The sequence below is a fragment of the Chitinophaga sp. GbtcB8 genome (genome assembly GCF_019091455.1).
In the GTDB taxonomy this organism is placed as follows: Bacteria; Bacteroidota; Bacteroidia; order Chitinophagales; family Chitinophagaceae; genus Chitinophaga.
The window spans coordinates 81727-99118 of the sequence record NZ_JAGXJN010000016.1; the positions used below are offsets into that span (position 1 = coordinate 81727).

Annotated in this window: 12 protein-coding genes and 2 pseudogenes; 9 read left to right on the forward strand and 5 right to left on the reverse strand. The window is 41.7% G+C overall.

The genetic code is table 11. The features are described 5' to 3' along the window. The first annotated feature begins 2 nt into the window (after positions 1–2). Positions 3–3200, forward strand: a pseudogene (locus KVT36_RS15855) (efflux RND transporter permease subunit). 63 nt (positions 3201–3263) lie between these two features. Then, positions 3264–4670 carry an efflux transporter outer membrane subunit gene (locus KVT36_RS15860; RefSeq protein ID WP_217604454.1) on the forward strand — a complete coding sequence of 469 codons (1407 nt, stop codon included), beginning with the start codon at positions 3264–3266 and terminating at the stop codon, positions 4668–4670. A 1402-nt stretch (positions 4671–6072) separates the two neighbouring features. Here the strand turns inward: KVT36_RS15860 and KVT36_RS15865 are convergent. Together KVT36_RS15865 and KVT36_RS15870 are read right to left on the reverse strand one after the other, a co-directional pair. After that, on the reverse strand, positions 6073–6399 hold the full coding sequence (locus KVT36_RS15865) for a winged helix-turn-helix domain-containing protein (protein ID WP_217604455.1): 327 nt from the start codon (positions 6397–6399) through the stop codon (positions 6073–6075). Between the two features lie 201 nt (positions 6400–6600). Further along, positions 6601–6993, reverse strand: coding sequence for a hypothetical protein (locus KVT36_RS15870; protein ID WP_217604456.1), 393 nt, complete (start codon positions 6991–6993; stop codon positions 6601–6603). Between the two features lie 176 nt (positions 6994–7169). Here KVT36_RS15870 and KVT36_RS15875 point away from each other — a divergent pair, with 176 nt between their 5' ends. From KVT36_RS15875 to KVT36_RS33210, 6 genes and pseudogenes are all read left to right on the forward strand, one after another. Continuing rightward, the gene (locus tag KVT36_RS15875; protein WP_217604457.1) at positions 7170–7700 is read left to right on the forward strand and encodes a hypothetical protein; all 531 of its coding nucleotides are present in this window, start codon (positions 7170–7172) and stop codon (positions 7698–7700) included. A gap of 11 nt (positions 7701–7711) precedes the next feature. Next, the gene (locus tag KVT36_RS15880) at positions 7712–8041 is read left to right on the forward strand and encodes a hypothetical protein (protein WP_217604458.1); all 330 of its coding nucleotides are present in this window, start codon (positions 7712–7714) and stop codon (positions 8039–8041) included. A gap of 315 nt (positions 8042–8356) precedes the next feature. After that, on the forward strand, positions 8357–9004 hold the full coding sequence (locus KVT36_RS15885; RefSeq protein ID WP_217604459.1) for a YceI family protein: 648 nt from the start codon (positions 8357–8359) through the stop codon (positions 9002–9004). A 172-nt stretch (positions 9005–9176) separates the two neighbouring features. Beyond that, positions 9177–9491, forward strand: coding sequence for a serine hydrolase (locus tag KVT36_RS33200; protein WP_217604460.1), 315 nt, complete (start codon positions 9177–9179; stop codon positions 9489–9491). A gap of 12 nt (positions 9492–9503) precedes the next feature. Continuing rightward, positions 9504–10298, forward strand: a pseudogene (locus tag KVT36_RS33205) (serine hydrolase domain-containing protein); the annotation flags it as partial. Further along, positions 10290–10661, forward strand: coding sequence for a DUF3471 domain-containing protein (locus KVT36_RS33210; RefSeq protein ID WP_368670028.1), 372 nt, complete (start codon positions 10290–10292; stop codon positions 10659–10661). The pseudogene KVT36_RS33205 and the gene KVT36_RS33210, both read left to right, overlap by 9 nt. 147 nt (positions 10662–10808) lie before the next feature. Here KVT36_RS33210 and KVT36_RS15900 read toward each other — a convergent pair whose 3' ends face one another. The 3 genes from KVT36_RS15900 to KVT36_RS15910 form a co-directional block, all read right to left on the reverse strand. Continuing rightward, complete coding sequence (locus KVT36_RS15900; protein ID WP_217604462.1) at positions 10809–11396, reverse strand: class I SAM-dependent methyltransferase; 588 nt, start codon at positions 11394–11396, stop codon at positions 10809–10811. A 184-nt stretch (positions 11397–11580) separates the two neighbouring features. Further along, complete coding sequence (locus KVT36_RS15905; protein ID WP_217604463.1) at positions 11581–12477, reverse strand: alpha/beta fold hydrolase; 897 nt, start codon at positions 12475–12477, stop codon at positions 11581–11583. A gap of 358 nt (positions 12478–12835) precedes the next feature. Beyond that, on the reverse strand, positions 12836–13987 hold the full coding sequence (locus KVT36_RS15910) for a class I SAM-dependent methyltransferase (RefSeq protein WP_217604464.1): 1152 nt from the start codon (positions 13985–13987) through the stop codon (positions 12836–12838). Positions 13988–14203: 216 nt separating this feature from the next. On the opposite strand from KVT36_RS15910, the gene KVT36_RS15915 reads away from it, so the two are divergent. Then, complete coding sequence (locus tag KVT36_RS15915) at positions 14204–17392, forward strand: two-component regulator propeller domain-containing protein (RefSeq protein ID WP_254640032.1); 3189 nt, start codon at positions 14204–14206, stop codon at positions 17390–17392.

The window sequence follows — 17392 nt, forward strand, 5'->3', positions numbered from 1 at the left end:
CCATGTTCAAAATATTTATACAAAGACCTGTACTGGCCACCGTTATCTCCATTATACTGGTGATATTGGGTGTAATCAGCCTTATTAAGTTGCCCATACAGCAGTTCCCTGATATTGCGCCTCCTTCGGTAGTCGTCAGTGCGCTGTACCCGGGGGCAAATGCCGAAACGGTTCTACGTTCGGTAGCGCCATCGCTGGAAGAATCGATCAACGGTGTTGAAGATATGACCTACATGAATTCAACTGCCAGTAATGATGGTACCTTATCAATCGCCGTTTATTTTAAACTGGGTACGGACCCTGATCAGGCAGCGATCAACGTACAGAACCGCGTGTCACAGGCATTGAGTCATCTGCCTGCCGAAGTGGTTCAGCAAGGGATCACCACATCAAAACAACATGTTACTTTTATGATGGGTATCGGTTTGTATACCGAAGATGAATCCAGGTATGACCAGACTTTTGTAGGAAACTATGCCGAGATCAACATCATTCCGGAGCTAAAACGTATACCGGGTGTTGGTCTGGCAAGTTTATATGGCGGCTCAAAAGACTATTCTATGCGGATTTGGTTAAACCCATCCCAGATGGCAGCCCATCAGATCAGCCCTAACGAGGTAACGCAGGCCATTCAGGACAAAAGCCTGGAAGCAGCGCCCGGTAAATTTGGCCAGCACAGTAAAGAAGTATTTGAATATGTGATCAAATACAAAGGCAAATTTACCAAGCCGGAAGAATATGAAAATATCGCGATCAGATCGAACGCTGATGGTTCGGTACTTCGCTTAAAAGATGTAGCGAGAGTAGAACTGGGCACCTTTTCTTACAACAGCTTAACCCGTTTAAGTGGTAAAAAGGGTGTAGTTATTGGTATCCTTCAGTTATCAGGCGCAAACGCCAATGAAACACAGATAGCGGTACGAAAAGCGATGGAAAAGGCCTCAAAAAGTTTTCCGGCCGGAATAAAACACCAGATCTTTTTTAGCACTAAAATAGCTTTAGATGAATCCATTGCGCAGGTACAGGATACATTGATCGAAGCCTTTATTCTGGTATTTGTTGTGGTATTCCTGTTCCTGCAAGATTTCCGCTCAACTTTGATCCCTGCAATTGCTGTTCCGGTAGCCATATTAGGTACCTTCTTTTTCATGCATATATTTGGTTTCTCGATCAATTTACTAACCCTGTTTGCCCTGATCCTGGCCATCGGCATTGTGGAGGATGATGCGATTGTGGATGTCGTGGCGGTTCATGCCAAAATGGTGCATAAGGGCCTGTGACCGAAAGCGGCTACCCATGAAGCCATGCATGAAATTTCCGGGGCGATCATCTCTATCACTTTAGTAATGGCAGCGGTGTTCGTGCCGGTGGGTTCTATGGAAGGTTCTACCGGTTTGTTCTACCGTCAGTTTGCCTTTACCATGGCCATAGCTATCGCTATCTCGGCTGTAAACGCCCTGACTTTAAGCCCTGCATTGGCAGCTTTGTTCCTGAAAGATGTCCATGGTGCTCATACAAATGGAGAAGAAATACCGGTTAAAAAAGGGTTTAAAGAAAAGTTCTTCATCGGGTTTAACAGCAGTTTCAATGCGTTAACCAACCGTTATGTGGGCGGCTTAAAATTCCTGATCAATCATAAATGGTTAGGCATGACAGGTTTGGCCCTGGTAGCGCTAGCTACGGTAGTGATAGTAAAATTTACACCCTCAGCATTTATACCCACAGAAGACCAGGGATTTATCGCTATTGCATTAAATACGCCATCGGGAACGACACTGGATGGAACCCAGAAAGTAATGAAAGAGGCGGAAACCTCCTTAAAGAGAATGGAGGCTGTACGCTTTGTGACCGCCATTTCCGGTTTTGACGTGCTCACCAATTCCATGAGTCCGTCTAAAGGGATCATATACATTTTATTAAAACCCAGCAAAGAGCGGGGTAAGGTAAAAAATCTCGATGCTATTATGGATGAGGCAAGAGGTAAAATGAGTGAAATTACCGGGGCTGGTGCATTCGTTTTCAGTTTCCCGACAGTTCCTGGTTTCAGCAGCGTGGAAGCTTTGGACTTGGTCTTACAGGATAAAACAGGTGGTAAACTGGATAAATTCAGTGGTATTTCCCAGCAATTTATTGCAGCATTAATGAAACGCCCTGAGATTGGTGTAGCATTTACCAGCTTTAAAGCTGATTATCCACAATTACAAATGGAAATTAATGATGATAAAGCAGGCCAGCTTGGAGTCAATGTAAAAGATATCCTGGAAACCATGCAGGCTTATTTCGGCAGCGCCCAGGCGTCAGATTTTAACCGTTTTGGTAAATATTACAGGGTGATGGTTCAGGCTGATATTATTGACCGCGCAGATCCTTCAACTATAGACCGCGTTTTTGTTAAGAATAAGGCAGGTGATATGGTGCCGATGAATACCCTCGTGAAACTAAGCCGGGTATACGGTTCGGAGACGGTTTCAAGATATAACATGTTCAACTCGATCTCTGTCAACGCGATACCCAAGCCTGGCTTCAGTTCGGGTGCTGCCATCAAAGCGGTCGAGGAAGTGGCTGCACAGCAGCTGCCAGAGGGATACACTTACGAATTTTCCGGTCAAACGCGTGAAGAGATAGCTTCCGGAGGACAGTCAACCCTCGTTTTTATCTTATGTCTGCGATTTGTTTATTTCCTGCTAGCAGCGCAATAAGAAAGTTATATCCTTCCATTGGCGGTGATCTTATCTTTGCCCACCGGAATATTCGGTGTCTTCGTAGCCATTGGTTTAACTGGTATTTCCAACAGCATCTATGTTCAGGTAGCGCTGATCATGCTGGTAGGTTTGCTGGCTAAGAATGCGATTCTGATCGTTGAATTCGCGGTGCAGCGAAGAAAGGCCGGTCTGTCTTTATTCGATGCGGCAATAGAGGCAGCGAAGCTAAGACTCCGTCCAATCATCATGACCTCACTGGCTTTTGTGGCCGGTTTATTCCCGATGAGTATTGCCACCGGACCGTCTGCACAAGGTAATCATTCGATTAGCATCGGCGCTGCCGGAGGCATGGTATCCGGTGTATTATTAGGACTTTTCATTATCCCGGTCCTGTTCGTCATATTCCAGCACCTGCAGGAGAAAGTCAACGGTACACCGGTCGAAAAAGATCCGGACAAAGCTGGCCACGAGTATAATGAAACCATCATGATTTTTTAGTTCATACAATGAAATGAATAAATCTGACAGCTTCATCACAAGTAAAAAACGAACTACAAACAGATGAAAAAGATATTAAGCGCAGCAATCTTATTAATGATCATAAACGCCTGTAACGTTTCCAGGAACATGGAAACTCCAAAACTAGCATTGCCTTCAGCGTTCAGGAATGCAGTTGCCACTGCCGATACGAGTAGCATCGCTAACATACAGTGGAAAGACTTTTTTACCGATGAGATCCTGCAAAAGCTGATCGATAGTGCGATCAAAAATAACTTTGATATGCAGATCGCATTAAGAAACATGGAATCCTCACGACTGCTGTTCAAACAGATCAAATTTAACTATACGCCTCAGGTAAGTTTAAACGTTTCTGCAAATACCAACCGCCCATCAGACAATAGTTTGAATGGCCTGACCCTGGGACAGTTTTTAGGCACTAACCATATCGAAGATTACAACGCCAGCCTTTCCTTGTCATGGGAGGCCGATATCTGGGGCAAGATCCGCAATCAAAGCAAAGCTGCGCTGGCAAAATACCTGCAAACCGCCGAAGCCAGGAAGGCGATCCAGACCAATATTGTGTCATCTGTATCACAAGGCTATTATAACCTGTTGATGCTTGATGAACAGCTGGATATTGCCCGGCGCAACCTCAGGTTGAACGATAGTACACTGAAAATTATCAAATTGCAGTTGCAGGCAGGACAGGTCAGTTCGCTGGCTGTTCAGCAGGCAGAAGCACAGCAACTGGCAGCTGCCGGCCTGGTGCCTGAATTTGAGCAGAACATCGCCATACAGGAAAATGCCCTGCGCGTTCTTACCGGCGCTTTGCCGGATCATATTGAGCGCAGTACGCGTTTAAACCAGCTTACTGTGGCGGAAAGCATATCTGCTGGTCTGCCATCAGCGGTAGTGAGCCGCAGACCTGATGTTCGCAGTGCCGAGTTAGCGCTTAGTGTGGCCAACGCAAATGTTGGCTTTAATAAAGCCAGCATGTATCCGGTACTAAATATAACAGCCACGGGTGGCGTAAATTCATTGAAAGCCAGCAATTGGTTCAATATACCGGCATCATTGTTCGGAACTGTCGCCGGAAGTGTTTTACAACCGGTTTTAAACCGCAGAAAACTGAAGACCCAATACGAAGTATCAAAAATTGAGCGCGAGAAGGTGGTGCTGCAATTCCGCCAGTCAGTGCTCAATGCCGCCAGTGAAGTATCCGATGCATTGGTTAAAATTGAAAAGTTGAAAGCACGGCAGGCTATTATTGCCAGCCGTGTACGCACCTTACAGCAGGCCACAGGCAATGCCAATCTGTTGTTTAAAAATGGCATGGCTAATTACCTGGAGGTCATCACCGCCCAAAGTAATGTATTGCAAAGCGAACTGGAACTGGCCTCAGTAAAGCGCCAGCAGCTTAGCGCCGTAGCTGAGCTTTACCGCTCCCTTGGCGGTGGTTGGAATTAATACTCACAGCCGTTGCAGTCAGAAACAAAGCAACTATTTTGATCACAGATTGAATTTTCCATATAAGACATAAAGTCAATTAGCTTATGTGTCTTATATGGTTTAATCCATTCATCACCCCGTAATGTAACCACAATTCACCTTGAAGTAACGATCACTTAATTATCACTTAAGGCGCCCGAAAAAAAGGTATTTCAAGGTAAGGAGATGCCTTTAGCGCGCATTTAGATAAGTTTATTTGCTTTTATTTTACGCTATCTAAATCTTTAGACTGTTACTCGTGCTCATGTAAACCGGACGCTACCTTCACACTCGTGAATCTCATCTGGCTTTCACCTATTGTTCATAGATTTGCGCACGTCACAATTGAAGATTAAAAAGTGCTCGGGGAGCCCTCGGCCTGGACTGCTTTCACTGCAATTCAAATTAGCGATGGGGAATCTCAGTTACTTAAACGGAAAATCCGCGACGGTGTCGCGGATTTTGAATTTACCCAATTTGAAACCATGGATTGTTTTAGCATCATTTTATATCATTTGGAATGATCACCGCTAATTTCTAACTTAGCCGGGTAAACGTTTTCAGCGAGGTCGACTAATCGGTTGGTACAGAAATTTCCAAAATTAGTTGCAACACTCATGTTTTAGGGTTGAAATAAATCCTATTTCACAATATACAATAATTTAATGTATAGTGATGATGCCGCCATTTTCTATACTAGGTTTTCTACGATGAATGCATACTGGATTGTGGGCTCCTGCATCTATGCAATTTACGAAGAATAGAAGAAGACATTTGACCAGTTGATAAAGTTTGAACAGAATAAATTTTATAGCGTAATTGGTCCAATCCGAATAACAATTGCAGATAAAGGTCAGGCTGACAGAGCCTGACCTTTATATTTGGCGCCTGTTCTAAATTATATCTAATAAAATGACGATATAAAATACGAGAACCGAAGAGTTGCGACCTATTGGAATCAAAATATTTCCGTTCCGACCAAAACCGCCAATAGGCGTACAAAATCATATCAAATTGTATTATCTTAGCTACGCAGTTCTTTACAAAAAAGGCACAGGGACTAATTGGCAAATCCAACTGGTTATTGGCTGCAAATTATTGACTTTTATTTTTTTGAGAATACATTGGTCGAACTGTCGTCCTGACAGAAAGCATTTCAAGGAATGAAATTCCAAAAATTCGTTTTGACTTTACCAGCTTATTTTAACACAAAACGTGCAGGAACTAACTGGTGAACCAAATGCTTTTTTCGGCGCAAACCCGCTCCTGAGTGGGTCCTCGGTCGTCCAGTCATCCCGACCAAAGCAAAACGGCACCATTTGTCTTCAAATGGTGCCGTTTTTATATCCTAAAAGATCTGTTTTGAGTTAGGGGATTCTTTTTAAGAGCTAATTTCCAGCTTATAACCTTTGCCGCGTATAACAACAATCTTGATGTTCGGATCAAATTCCAGTTTTTTTCTGAGTTTTGATATGAACATAGCGAGGCAGCGGCCTACTATAACACCTACATCTTCCCATATCTCTTTTTGTAGCTGGCTTCGATCTATAGCCTTGTTAGGCGACAGCGCGAAAATGCGTAGTACACGGGTTTCAGTCCTGGTCAGCTCTATGGTGTTTCCATTTATCATGAGCTTACGGGCCTCTGTGTCGAACGACATTGAGCCCAAAGTGAACATATCAGTATGCCGGCTCTCAGGTGTTGACATATCAGTATTCCCACTCTCCGGTAAGGCCTTCCGCTGCTTAACAGGTCTCAAAAAAATAAATCCGGCTAATGCTAAAAATGACATTGTCCCCAGGAAATATTTAGTCTTTGCTGTAATGATAGCCGTTGGTTTAAATTTAATGTCGATCAGGTAACATGCTTTGGGTTGCTTCCTTCCTAAACAGGCTACAATATCATCTTCCTAATCTTTGGATATGGCATATCCATAAGCTACACTGCCATCTGCACAGTTCAGTATGTTAACAACATAATCACGTGTAAGCGGGTCTCCGGCTAACAAACGCTGGGTAGTATTCACCAGGAAGCCGGGTTGAAAGGTAAGATCATTCTCAAAACTGACCTGGTATTCATTTTCGGCGATCTTTTTTACCGGAAGTACCCGTGATGTACTGTCGCCGGACTGCAATAATATTTCATGGCCGATCCGGCGGAGTAAGATTTCTCTCCGGGCGACATCATAGCCGTCACTGCCAGCCAAACTGAAAGCCAGGCCGATTATAGAGATAAACATGAGTAGTAACAATCCACCCACGTACTTACGTTTTCCGGACAGGAGATTTCGGATATCAGGCATAATGTCAAGATATTATTTACAAAGGTTACATTTTAATTTACAATCCAGGTGCCTTCGTCTGAATATTATCAAAGTATTTTTGTTGCATCAACTTTAAAAGGATACGAAAACTAAAAAGATGCCTTAAACGGATCTGATTTATCTGGAGATCTATGTTAATTAAAACTATGAAAAATATGAAAAAAGTTATTTATGCGCTGACCTTACTGCTGGTTGTGGTAAGCGGACTAGTATTTGCCAATCGCGAAATCAAAAATGAAACTTCTAAAAAACCGGCCCCAAAGCCACTCTCTGCTGCTGAAAGGGAAGCCGCATTGAAACAATGGGAGGCTACCCCTGGTGGGCTACTGTTCAAAAAATGGGAAGCGTCTCCTGAAGGTAAAAAAGTGTATGCCGCTGAAGCTAAAATAAGGAAACACATTAATGATTATACCAATATGACGGCAGTTGTAACCTCTCTTTCTCTTCCGCCAGGCTCACGATTAGGTTTCGGAGTAATGGCCAGAATTAATGGTGACGATTATATTCTCAGGTTTGACGATGAGCCTCAGCAGCTACATAGTCTGAAGGTTAACGACAAAATAATTATAAGAAGCCATAGCGTATCGCACGCGCCCAAGTATGCATATTCAATAGTATCGGGCGAATATGCAGAACGGGATAGTAAAATAATTTATAAACATCCCCCTCGCAAAGGCGGTTGCTGAGCAAGTAAATTATGAAATACATACAAGTATATGCTTTGTTCCTGGTGGTTGTTCTTCATACCGCCTGTGGACAAACGCAAACTGAACCACATAAAGATAATATCAATAACGATATCAAAGACACCGTCACTACCTACGGGCCTCACACGATGGTTCGGAATGTAAAGCAAGATAAAAACGGAAACATTTTGTTTGCTGCATCATGGGATGGTGTTTTCCGATACGATGGAAAACTGTTTACCAAAATCTCAAGTAAAATTGGTTCGCGCAGATTCTGGGATGTTGGCGTTATGACGGCAGTGCCTTTACAAAGGTATCGCAGAGGGGTGCTTCTGCAATAATCGAAGATAAAAAAGGAAACATCTGGACTACTGGTAAAGTAAAACCCAATAAACCGAACATTGGGAATGATTGGGTACTTCAATAAAAAGCTAACTGTAACCGGGGTAAAGTCAAAATATGAAGGAAGTAAAGGAATGCTTTGTGGGATGTTAGAAGCTAATGACGGAAGTATTTTATATAGATCTCTTTTCGGAGTGTATTGTTATGATGGAAAGACCGTCACGGATTTTAAAAGCAAAAAAGGTTAGCAATAATGTGTATTGCTGATTTTAAGATCATTTGTCAATTATTATTAATCAACGTAATCCTATAGTATGAACAACAAGCTGTCAACCGCTTACTTAATTTTAATTATTGCTCATTTATTCTTCGGATGTGGTGGACCTGTAACAGGGGAAAATAAAAACAGTGCATCGGCAAGCTCCTTACCCTTACATGTTGTGGATGAAAAATATTTTATAATAGATACAAAGGAAAGTGTTGTAACATGGACCGGTTCCAGCGTCCAGGGGAAGCATGACGGGTACGCCTATATATCAAAAGGAGAATTGATGATTGGAAACGGTCAACTTATGGGTGGTACAGTTGAAATGGACATGAACAAAATTGAGGGTCCTGGCCACGGGACTGGTAATAACCTTATTAATCACTTAAAAAGTCCTGATTTTTTTGATGTTAAAAAATTTCCCATTTCTACAATCGTAATTACCAAAGTTGCAGCAGTAAATGATGAGAATAAAACGGTTACCGGGAATTTAACTATTAAGGGTATCACACACCCGGTTACTTTTCCAGCCAAAACAGAAGTTAAGGGCGGATTTGTGAATGCGTTTGGCAAACTGATCATTGATCGGACACTATGGGATGTCCGTTATAATTCAGGGAAGTTCTATGATAATTTAGCTGATCAAACTATTTCGGATTCCGTTGAATTCAATATAAAGATTGTAGCAAAAAAGTAAACACCTGGATCTTTAAAAGGCTTTGATCAAATCAGATCATGTTATTCTATCCCAGTACAAGAGCTGGTGGTGGCGGCCTTTCTCACTACACTATCCCTGTAATGGATTAACAAAAAACTTTCGGTCTGCGCGGGGTCTTGTCAGTACAATAGATTTTTTATAATACATTATTATGACTAAACACACAAAAGCCTTTACACTACTTTTTTTATCCCTATTCTTTTGTATCCAAACAAATATTCTGCTTGGACAAAATAATAATACAACCTATTCTAAAGAAGTACAAGCAAAAATTAAACAGTTCGAAAACAATTTAGGTTTATGGGTGCAAATAGGAAATCAGCAATTTACACTTGCCGACAGAATGAAAAGTAATCATATAAATGGAGTAAGTATCGCATTGATAAAAGATTATAAAATCGAGTGGGCAAAAGGATATGGTTGGGCAGATAGTGCGGAACAACGGCCTGTTACTACAAGCACATAATTCCAGGCAGGTTCAATCAGCAAATCATTAAACGGGGTTGGTATTTTAAAATTAGTACAGGAAGGCAAATTGAACCTTGATTCAGATATTAATATTTATTTGAAATCATGGAAATTCCCCTATGACTCTCTATCAAAAGGAAAAAAAATAACGATAGCAAATCTGTTAAGTCATACAGCAGGATTAACCGTACACGGATTTGACGGTTATGAAAAAGGAGATACCATACCTGCACTCATACAAATTTTAAATGGCGAAAAGCCGGCTAACAATAAAGCGATCCGGTCAATGTATGAGCCATCTCTTAAATCTCAATATTCAGGTGGAGGAACAACCATATCACAGCTGATATTGCAAGATGTAACAGGGCAACGGTACGATACATACATGTGGAACAATGTGTTAAACCCAATGGGAATGAGCAATAGTTTTTATACCCAACCGCCGCCTGCGGATAAAGAAAATTTATTAGCAACAGGTTATTATAATGATGGGGCAGCCGTGAAAGGGAAGTATCATATTTATCCTGAACAAGCTGCTGCGGGCCTATGGACAAACCCAACAGATCTAGCTAAATATATTATAGAAACGCAACTATCCTTACAAGGAAAAAGCAATAAAGTACTTTCCCAGGAAACAACCAGGCTTAGATTGACCCCTTATATTGATAGCTCTGCAGCGCTAGGAGTGTTTATTATTAAAAAGGGAAATGAAAAATATTTTAATCATGATGGTTCTGATGAAGGCTTTGTGGCGGCATACTTCGGCAGCATGGAAAACGGGAATGGAGCCGTAGTGATGGCCAATACCGATAATTGGAGTCTGTTAAGCGAAGTAGTCAATTCCCTGGCTGCTGTTTATAACTGGAAAGATTTTTATACTCCGAAAATTAAAAAGGTTGTTACCGTAAATAACGAAATATTGAAATCATACGTAGGAAACTACAAACTACATAGGAATACCCTTACTGTTACACTGCAAAAAGAAGGTTTGATGATAAGGTTGGACAGTAAAACGAAACACAAAATTTATTTTACTTCTGATACTGATTTCTTTATGTTGGAAATGGCTGGATCAGAAGTAAAATTTATAAAAGATAAAAACAATAAAGTAGTAGGCTTTGACATTGATGATAACGGTTATAAAATGCAAGCGGCAAAAATACAATAGCCAACCTGCCACTAACCTCAATTTGGCATTGCGGGCGTGACAATCAAATACTGAACTTTTGTAATTTGGTGGACTTTGGGGTCGATGTTCGCGAAATTCAGCTGGGCGCTTTTAGAAGAATCTCCTATTACCGTTCAATAGCGTTGCCTAACTTGGCCGAATACCACTGAAATAATGGTTCCCACCTTCATCATCAAACTCTTCACCGATGGATAATCCCGAAGTTGAAATTAGCTTTCTATATTGTCCAGCTCCTAAAGATCTCGAGGCCTGTTCCGTCATCGCATCTTTCCACTCAATTTTGTCAACAGGAGCGGTGAACAATAATTTTCCGCCGGGATTCAAAGCCGCAGCCATTTTGTGGATTAAGGCCCGCTGAGTTTCTTCAGAGAGCAGAAACATCAATCCAACGGAAATAATGCCGTCGAAGGTGCGATTAAAAAAAGGAGACCGCTCAACTGATTCACAAACAACAGACACATCGGGAAAATTCTGCCGGAAGTCTTCAACCATTTTGGGAGATGCATCCACTGCATAGGCGTTCAATCCCGCCTCAAGCAGGATCTTAGTGACCGGAATGCCGGTTCCGCATCCAAGATCCAGCACTATGGAACCTGCCTTTAAAGTTCGGGCCCAAGCGCGGGCAGTTGACGCACCTATTCCATTAATCGCCCGGCCTCTCCCATTAATATATATTTCTGCAATACTTTCGTAACCATTTGATTCGTCTATCATAGCTAGGTTTGAGTTTAAAATAACTGATACAAATTGATTTCACTAACATGCTAACATCCATGAAATCCCATGCACATTCCGCCGCTATCGAATGTATTGATTTCTGTATTGTCTCTCCATTTTTTTTTGTTTAATTATACAGTCAATGGAAACAGCATATTGGTCATTTTGCATTGGAGATAAATTATTCTTTCAGACTTTCAACCAAAAGTTTAATACTATTAATTACTGATCTGGGATCATCCCAGTGTATATAATGCCCAGCATGAGTAAGGTAAATAAGCGCCCCGCCTTTACCTGATGAATACATTAGCTTTTTCCATCGTTCCATGTTTGAGTTGTTCTTTATATGAAAAAAAGCTTCGTGGTCATAATCTTTACTTCTTTGCGCAGGAGGAACTTCAAATTTTCCGCCAACAAAAAAGTAAATCGGCACATTGGGTAATGGGAGTTTCGAAATTTCTGAAAAATCTGTTTTTCTCAGATCATTTAAAACCTGCCTTTCGCTCCAGGGTCCAAAATTTGCTGAATCAATGCTGGTTCTTTGCTGATAAAGACGATTGTATAACATTTCGTCAATTTTCTTTTCCGGAACCCCCATTGTTCTAAAAATAGCATTCCAATCATTTTTGGTTTCCGTAAAATCGGCGGGATCGATAAACACCAGGCCGGAAATTTCATTGGGGTAAAAACCTGCAAAGCTCCTGATATAAACACCTCCAAGAGAGTGCCCCACCAGTATATATGGAGGTGCTATTTTTAAAGTATTCAAAATATCATGCAGATTTTCAGATACAAATTTTGCGGTAGGCATTTTGAAAATTTTACCGGTTTTGCCTATTCCGGCACGGTCATATGCAAAAACAGGTGCAAATGATGACACATGATCCAATATTTTCTTCCAATTCCCCAGATCAACCCCCATCCCATTTTCAAAGATTATAGCCGGTGCATTTGCCACTCTGTTTTCAAATCCTTTTACAAAAACATGGTAATTATTGCCATTTACATTCACTGATCTTTCCTGCCCATAGGAAACGGAGGAAAGCGCAAACAGATATAGAACGAAAATTGTCTTCATTGGAGCTTAGCATTGGGTTTCTTTAAAATAAGCAAAATTCTTTAAAAATTCAGCCCTTAATAAAATAGCAAAAGGATATAAGGACGCGGCTCAAACAGCATCCGTTGATATTGATTTTCCGCTGGAAAATATTGATGGCGCAGGAACAGAGTATTCAACCACCGGAGATCTGTATAAATTAGACCAGGGACTTTATGCAGAAAGCCTCCTTTCTGAAAAGATGAAGGAACAGATGCTCAAACAGCATGTCCCGGGGAAGTATGGCTATGGCTGGTTCGTGAGGAAAAGAGGCGGGTGTTTGGGATGTAACGCCTTGATATTACCGGCATGAGTTCCTATTAGCGGGGAAATACGCTGCTTATATTGCCATCCTGATAAGTGAAAACCCCATTAATTCTTTCGGCGTCACCCCTTTTCGCTGGATGAAAATTTTTAGCTTAGTCCCGATGCCGTTTAGAAGATAATGGATCGCCGCCGCCTTTTCAGGACTGGAAGAAAAGTTATCTTCTTTCTTTTGTTCCTCCGTTCGCAAATAATCCATCAGGCCGAGGGATCGCAGGAAATGACCTTGTTCCGTGAATCCGCAGCATTCCAATCCACTTATTGAACCCCAGTGATCTAATGCAGAAAAGTTAACATGAGAGGTGATATCCTGCTCCCCTATATGGCGATAAGGATCCACATTTATCCTGTGTTCATGATAACATATAAGTGTACCATTGCATTGGTACTGGCTGTACAGTTCTGCAGAAGGGTAACCATAGTCAATAGTTAGTACAAATCCCTTTTTTAAGGACCAGGCAATTTCCTTCATCCAGTCTATTGCCTGCAAATTGACCTCTGTTCGAAAACCCTTTGACAAAACTATATGTAGCTCCTTCATATAACTCTTAAGTGCTTCCGAAGCCGGGCGCAGCAATTCAAAAAAACCATTTTCATAGCCTACATACACTTCCATAAGTTCGTCCGCCATAACAACCTCATGAACGGAGAAATTATCCAGCAGTTCATTAGATAATATGCAGCCGGTAACTGGGCCAATTGCAGCAATGGAATCATACCAGCTTACCTTCTCGCCTGGGAGATAGGCTTTTTCGGTCTTGCGCATGAATGGGCTCTTTTCAATGATACAATACCTCAGCTGATCATAAAATAGCTGGTTGCCTTTCAGGTACTGCAGCACGTCATGGCAAAGTGCACCCGTTCCCGCTCCATATTCTACAATGGTGAATGTTCCCCGCCCCATCAAATTCCACATTTCTTCGAGCTGACGCCCGATCATGGCCCCAAAAACTGTACTTAAATTGGTACTGGTGTAATAATCTCCCTTGGGGCCAATTTTATCCCGGTCAGAGGTATAATAACCTAATTGCGGGTAATACAACGCCATTTCCATGTACTCCTGGAAGGCAATAGGCCCATTCCTCCAGATCTTTTCCTTTATGATTTCGGAAAGTTGTGTACAGGCTCTTTCTGCGCTAGTGCAGGCTGTTATCAACTGTTTTTCCATGTGGGGTGCTTGATCTTGATTACAGCGACACAAAAACCATGCAAACAGCAGCTCTATGTTTTAGTACTTCCAACACCAAATGGATGGTTTCCTGACCGGCTTTTCTAATATTGTTCAATGTTTTGACCTATCGTACCAATATGTGGAAGGTTCTGCAGCAGGTGATACAATTAACCTATCATATTTTGATCTCATTATTTATATTTGGATTTAGTAATGATGAGATCCTTCGGTTATATTATTTTGCTGAGCTTACTATTCCAGGTTACCATTTCTTCATGTTATGGACAATATTATTTTAAGCATTACCAGGTGGATGATGGGTTAGTGCACAATTCGGTAACCGCTGTAATACAGGATAGTACAGGTTTCATATGGGTAGGAACCCGTGGTGGGCTGAACCGTTTTGACGGATACTCTTTTAAAGCCTACAAAAACAATAACGATAAATTCGGCAGCTTAGGGAATGATGTTATTAATTGTATAGCCGAGGATAAAAACAGGATGATCTGGATAGCTACCGGCAAAGGCATTTTTAAATATAACCCGTACAAGGAAGTTCTCACTGAGCTGGAAACCGTCCCGAAAGAATATACCAACAATATTGTAATAGACAAGGATAATAACCTATGGTTCCTCATTCAGTTTTCCCTGTATAAATACATACAGGCAGAGAACAGGGTTGAGGATTTAAAAACAAAGGCATCCTGTATTGCGCTGGATTCAAATATGAATTTATGGATGGGAGATAATGATGGCAATATTCATATTTACAATCCCAAAACAAAACCTGCTGCCAGGATAAGGGTCGTTAATAAAAATTTGCCTGCAAATGCCCGGTCTATTAGCAAAATATACCCCATCCGTAATAGCGAACTATTGATAGGTTGTTTTAAGCAGGGATTAAAAAGCTATGATACTAAAACCGGCATCGTCAGATCCTTATCACTGGATGCGGATAAAAATAAAGACATATTTGTCCGGGACATTGCAGCGGGTAACGATGGACAATACTGGATCGCTACCGAATCGGGAATTTATATTTATGACTTAGCCACCCATAAAAGCATAAGCCTGAGAAAACGGCCAGGCGATCCTTATGCCCTGGCAGACAATGCTGTTTATGCAATATGCAGGGATAACCAGGGGGGGATGTGGGCAGGTACTTTTTTCGGCGGGTTAAATTATTATTCAAAGGTCAATGCGCGATTTGAAAAGTATTATCCGCTGCCGGGGGCTAATGCTATTTCAGGAAATGCGGTAAGAGAGATCTGTTCTGATAGCAGCGGCCACTTATGGATCGGCACTGAAGATGCCGGCATCAGCAAATTGGATTTAAAAACAGGAATATTTACAAACTATACCGCTACCGGCAAAAAAGGAAGTATCTCTTACGATAATATACATGGGCTGTTTTCCTGGGGGAACGAGTTATTTATCGGCCCTTTTTTACAGGGTTTGGAAATAATGGATGTGCGTACAGGTTTGGTTACAAACCGGTTTAAACTTATTGGCGACAGCACCGGACCGGTAAGTGATTTTGTGATCTCAATCTACCGGACAAAAAACAATAAGCTGCTGGTGGGTACCGCATATCGTAATGCCGGATTGTTTGAGTATGATACGCATCACAAAACATTTAAGCGTATTAGCCAGATACCATACAACACTTATATTTACGATATATTTGAAGACTCAGCCGGGAATATCTGGACAGGCAGCGTAAAGGAAGGTGCATTTTATTATAATCCTAAAACCGGCCGGCGCGGGAATTTACATTTTGGCGATACCACCAAGGGAAAGACCATCAACGAATTTCCTGTGTACAATATTTTTGAAGACAGCAACCATGTTTTATGGTTTGCCACAACCGGCTGTGGCCTTATAAAACTAAGCCCTGACCGGAAAACCATCAAAAGATATACAACCGCAAACGGGCTGCCCAGCAACGTATTGTACAGCATCCTGGAAGACCAGTCAAAACATTTGTGGATCAGCTCCTCCAAAGGCCTTATTTGTTTTGACCTGCATACAGAACGGGTAAAAGTGTACACACAAGCCAACGGGTTGATAACGGATCAATTCAACTACAACTCAGCATATAAACATACTGATGGTAAGATGTACTTTGGCTCCGTTAAAGGAATGATTGCTTTTGACCCGGTTTTATTTAACCAAAGGGAGCCCAGCCCGCCTACCTATATTACAGGTTTCCAGATTAATAATATAGAAGCAGTACCCGGTGGGCATAACAGCCCCCTTTCCAAATCTATTTTATACACAGACACGGTTATATTGAAGTACGATCAAAACAATTTTAGTATTGAATTTGCCGCGTTGAACTTTTCGTCGCCCGGAGCAACGCGGTACAAATATCTGATGAAAGGCATTGACCAACCCTGGACCTATCTCACTACTAACCGTAAAGCCTATTTTACCGATCTTACCCACGGCACTTATGAATTTACTGTTCACGCTGAAAGCAACACAGGAAGCTGGATGGGCAGGGAGCGGCGGCTGTTCATCAAGATCCTGCCGCCTTTTTGGAAAAGCAATTCCGCTTATATTTTATACCTGCTGCTTTTAGGCACTATTATATTCATCACGGACCGTTTATACCGTCAGTACCTGGAGCGTAGAAATCTGCGGAAGCTGCAGTTATTTGAACATGAAAAGGAAAAGGAAATTTACCAGGCCAAAATCGAATTTTTTACCAATATCACTCATGAAATACAAACCCCGCTTACGCTTATAGCAGGACCTATTGAGTGGTTGAGCAAAAAATTTGACAAAGAACCGGATGTTAAAAAAAGCCTTGCAATAGCTGAAAAAAACACCCGGCGCCTGATAGAGCTGGCCAGCCAGCTACTCGACTTTAGAAAAACTGAGGCGGACCAGTTCAGCCTGAATTTTGTAAAAACAGATATTGCTGCGCTGATAGCTGATCTGGTAACGGGCTTTAAAGAACAGGCTGCACGAAAAAAAATTGACCTGAATGTAGTATTACCGGAGAAACACTTTATGGCTTTTGTAGACCGGGAGGCGCTCAGTAAAATATGTACCAATTTAGTGTCAAATGCTATTAAATATGCGGCTGCCACGGCCACCATTAATATAAACACTGTCAACGATTCCGATGAATATTTTACGATCCGGTTTAACAACGATGGCAAAGGCATACCGGAAGAGTTTAAAGACCAGATATTTGAGCCCTTTGTAAGGTTACGTGGAGATGATACACCAGGAACCGGTATAGGGCTATCGTTGGCCAAATCGCTCACAGAGCTGCACAACGGATCGCTCCGATTGATTTCCGGCAAAACTGATTTAGTTATATTTGAACTGCAGCTGCCGATACACCAAAAATTTGAATTTCAATTAAGCAGTTGGAAAAAGATAAAATAG